Annotated in this window: 2 protein-coding genes and 1 pseudogene; 2 read left to right on the forward strand and 1 reads right to left on the reverse strand. The window is 70.9% G+C overall.

Features of this window, described 5'->3' with window-relative positions; translation table 11 throughout:
* Together ACWEBX_RS39105 and ACWEBX_RS39110 are read left to right on the forward strand one after the other, a co-directional pair.
* Positions 1-432 (forward strand): annotated as a pseudogene (locus ACWEBX_RS39105) (hypothetical protein); the annotation flags it as partial.
* Positions 433-609: 177 nt separating this feature from the next.
* Positions 610-1,602 carry a hypothetical protein gene (locus ACWEBX_RS39110; protein WP_451889462.1) on the forward strand — a complete coding sequence of 331 codons (993 nt, stop codon included), beginning with the start codon at positions 610-612 and terminating at the stop codon, positions 1,600-1,602.
* An 84-nt stretch (positions 1,603-1,686) separates the two neighbouring features.
* Here the strand turns inward: ACWEBX_RS39110 and ACWEBX_RS39115 are convergent, their stop codons facing one another.
* A complete protein-coding gene (locus ACWEBX_RS39115) occupies positions 1,687-2,529 on the reverse strand; it encodes an ATP-grasp domain-containing protein (protein ID WP_451889463.1) in 843 nt (280 codons plus the stop codon).
* Between the last annotated feature and the right edge of the window lie 6 nt (positions 2,530-2,535).

Below are 2,535 nucleotides of genomic sequence, written 5' to 3' on the forward strand. Positions count from 1 at the left end.
GGCGAGTTCCTGGCCTGGATGGACAAGGCGTTCGCGGGCAACGAGCGCGTGCTCCTTGCGGCGCACCCTGAGCACTACGTGATGGGCACCGATGGGATCGGAGCACGTGTAGTGGAGAACATCGGCCCGCACGTCGCCGACTTCTACATGGGCGGCTGGGGAACGGACGCGCTGGCCTGGGCCGAGGACGTGGATGAACTCCTCCCGGAGTCGCAGTTCCCGCGCAAGATGTCCTCGAACCTCTTCCTGGCCGACGGCACCGTCGTCGGACGCGCGCTGATCCAGTTCGGCGACACCGTCGACGGCTTCACCGCGAACCTGACGGTGTACTTCCCCGTCACGTGCCCGGACGAGGTCCTGGAGCACCATCTGCGGCACTACGCCGTCGAGTTCAGGAACTGGATCGTTGCCGCCGCGGCCGCCCGCGCCTGAAACCCCCGCCGGAAACCGGGGCCGCCCCGGCGCCCGGCCCCCCGGAAGCCGTCTGGCCGCCCCATCAGCACGCGCCGCATCCGGCTCGCACAACCGGGCGACCCGCCTCCCATCAGACGGCGGACCACCAGCAGAGCCCTTTTCGCACCCTCCGAAGAGAGACAACGAAACACCACGATGTCGAACCACAGCCTGTCCGCCACGGGACGCAAGCTGACCCTGGTCGTCCTCGGCCTGGCAGCCCTGATCACCACCATGTTGTGCGCCTTCGCGCTGCCCTCGCTCCACAGCGGCCCGCACCGCGTCCCTGTCGGCGTCACCGGCCCCGAAGAAGCCACGAAGGCCCTTCGGCAGAACACCGATGACCGCGCCTGGGACATCCGCCTCTACCCGACGACCGCCGCCCTCCACGATGCGGTCGAGGACCGGGACATAGCCGGCGGTCTCGACATCACCCCTCACCGCATCGACGTGTACACGGCCACCGCGGGCGGCCCCTCCGCCACCAGCGCCCTCACCGCACTGGGCGACCGCGTCGCCGCACGGCAGTCCATCCGGGTCGCCGTCCACGATCTGGTGCCCTTCACCACGGACGACCCCCGCGGGGCCGGAATGACCGCCGCACTCCTGCCCATGATCTTCGGCGGCATCTTCCCCGCCCTCATCCTCAGCAGTGTCTTCCCCGGGCACCGCGGACTGCGCACCCGCATCGCGGGAACTCTCCTGTTCTCCCTCGTGGCAGGCGCCGCCATCGCCGCCGTCCTCCAGTTCGCCACCCACTCCGTCGACGGAGACTACTGGCTCACCGCCCTCGGCCTCAGCCTCGGCACGGCCGCTCTGTCCACCGCGCTCCTGGGCCTCCAAGCGCTTCTCGGCATGGCCGGATTCGCTTTCGGCGGCGCGTTGATGATGCTCCTGGGCAACCCGCTCTCGGGACTTGCCACCGGACCCCACTGGCTCCCCACCGGCTGGGCCACCCTCGGCCAGCTCCTTCCCCCGGGCGCCTCCGGCAGCCTCCTGCGCGCCAACGCCTTCTTCGACGGCTCCGGCGGCGGACTCCCGACCCTCACCCTGGCAGTCTGGGTCGGCATCGGCATCGCCCTTGCGCTTCTTGCCGACCGGCGTGGCCGGGTGCTGCGGGCTCCAAGCGCGCAGGAGGAAAGGAGGTGATCAGAGCGGAAGCGACGACGGGTCCGACGGCCTGAGGGATGTCGGTGGCGATGTTCAGGACGCCAAGTCCTTGCCTGCCGCTCCTCAGCCGGTGGGACGGGCGGTCTCGGGGGTGCGGCAGAAGCGGCGGTCGCGGGCCGCCATCCGGGTACGCGGGCCGGCGGCGCGGAGAACGACGTCCAGGGCCCGGTCGGGGTCGGCGGCGTAGGTGTTGCTGAACCACGCCATGTTCGCCTCGACCACCGCCCATTGGTCGGCGGCGCCGTGCTCGGGTGGGGTCAGGAATCCGACGTCCACCACCACTGCGCTGGGCAGGTCGTCGCCGCAGGTGGCCAGAAAGTCCTTCGCGAACGCCAGGACGGCGTCCTCGTGGCGGTGACCGTCGAGGGGCCGGGCGTCGAGACGGCCGAAGGTGGCGTACTGCGAACCCGTGCGGACCTCGCCGTCCAGGACGTAGAGGCGGAACTCCGTCGCCCAGGTCACCACGTCGCTGATCTGCACCGGGACGTCGGGCGGCAGCTCGGGCCCCGTCGGGAGCCGGCCACCATCGGCGTAGACGGCAGCCGGGAAGCTCTTGTCGGTCGGCGGCTTGACGAAGGCCGGTCGGGTCAGGCGACGGGCCTCGCCCAGGGTCGCCATGGCGATGTGCCGTCCGGTGTACGCGGGGGGCACGGTGACCAGCCAGTCGTCGGAGGGCTCCAGGAGCGCGAGCTCAAGTTCGTCCACGATGCCTGCCGCGAAGACGGGGCCGCCGTAGTAGTGGCCGCCGCGCCTCCCCGCGGCGGTGCCCGCGCCGCCCTGGACGGGGAAGACTTCGACCTCCATGCCCCGCCGACGTGCCGACGTCGAGAGCAGCTCGGAGGTCGTGGTGTACTGCGGCGCCAACGCCAGGAAACCGTGCTTCGTCACGATCGACGACCATGCCATCGGTCC

This window comes from Streptomyces sp. NPDC005070 (assembly GCF_053600395.1).

Coding starts and splice junctions, on each gene's coding strand:
- ACWEBX_RS39115 (WP_451889463.1), bottom strand. CDS start 2,529: ATGGCATGGTCGTCGATCGTGACGAAGCACGGTTTCCTGGCGTTGGCG.
- ACWEBX_RS39110 (WP_451889462.1), top strand. CDS start 610: ATGTCGAACCACAGCCTGTCCGCCACGGGACGCAAGCTGACCCTGGTC.